This window comes from Kribbella sp. NPDC055071 (assembly GCF_053608045.1).
Genome location: NZ_JBSGUS010000088.1, coordinates 1 through 1,000, shown reverse-complemented (window position 1 = coordinate 1,000; position 1,000 = coordinate 1). Strand labels below are relative to the sequence as shown.

The following is a 1,000-nucleotide window of genomic DNA, read 5'->3' as shown; positions in this document are numbered from 1 at the left end:
CGATAAACCCCTTTTTTTCTTTAGTGTGAAGAGAAGGAGTACGATTCATGTGTAGTAACTTATGGGTGAAAAAAAGCCGGCGCTGTTATTGCGACGGCTGTTCAATAATGAATTGTTCGAATTGTTCCGGAGGTATTGGCCTGCTGAAAAAGAAGCCCTGCAAATGGTCGCAGCCTTTTTCAAAAAGAAGCTGCTTTTGAGCTGCATTTTCCACACCTTCGGCAATCACCTGCAAAGACAGCTGATGCCCCATGGCAATAATAGCTCCGGTAATTTGCTCTGATTTAGGATGGGTCTGAATATCGTCAATAAATGATTTGTCAATCTTCAGCCTGTGAATCGGGAAGTCCTTCAAATAGCTAAGGGAGCTGTGACCAGTACCGAAATCGTCAATACTGATTCTGATTCCTAATTCTGTAAGGGATGACAAAACCTTTTTCGAGATTGTCCATTGTCATGCTTTCCGTCACCTCCACTTCAAGAAGCTGCGGAGGAAGCTGGTATTTATTAAGCGTATCCTTGATGAGGGGAATCAGATCTTCGGATTGGAACTGTCATAGCCTTTGTTGTGCCAAATCCTTGCCTGCTTGCATGCTTCATCTATAATCCACTTTCCGATATCAATAATAAGTGCCGTTTCTTCTGCGACACCGATGAATTCTCCGGGCGGACGCAGTTGCCCGTCTGGTGTCACAAGGCGTATCAGTGCTTCTGCTCCTGTCATTTTTGTTTTTTTACACTGAATTGCGGCTGATAATGCAAGACAAATCTATCGTTTTCGATTGCTTATCTGAGTACCATCTCTATCTCTTGTTTAAGCTTGACGGATTCTTTGTTGCCAATTGAAAAAGAATAGTATCTGTATTTGCTTTTGTTTCGTTCTTTAGCCGCATACATCGCCATATCAGCCTTTTTCATCAATTCAAGGCCATCCGTCCCGTCTTTTGGAGATATCGCAATCCCGATACTGACAGTTGTGAAAAGGGTGTGATCTTGAATC

Annotated in this window: 3 protein-coding genes; all 3 read right to left on the bottom strand. The window is 42.9% G+C overall.

The features are described 5' to 3' along the window. Nucleotides 1-85 precede the first annotated feature (85 nt). Nucleotides 86-430: an EAL domain-containing protein gene (locus ACWF4Z_RS38465; RefSeq protein WP_452248132.1), complete on the bottom strand. Its 345-nt coding sequence runs from the start codon at nt 428-430 to the stop codon at nt 86-88. 102 nt (nt 431-532) lie between these two features. Further along, nucleotides 533-745: an EAL domain-containing protein gene (locus ACWF4Z_RS38460; RefSeq protein ID WP_452248133.1), complete on the bottom strand. Its 213-nt coding sequence runs from the start codon at nt 743-745 to the stop codon at nt 533-535. A gap of 41 nt (nt 746-786) precedes the next feature. Continuing rightward, nucleotides 787-1,000: diguanylate cyclase domain-containing protein (locus ACWF4Z_RS38455; protein ID WP_452248131.1), on the bottom strand; the 214-nt coding region annotated here is incomplete at its 5' end.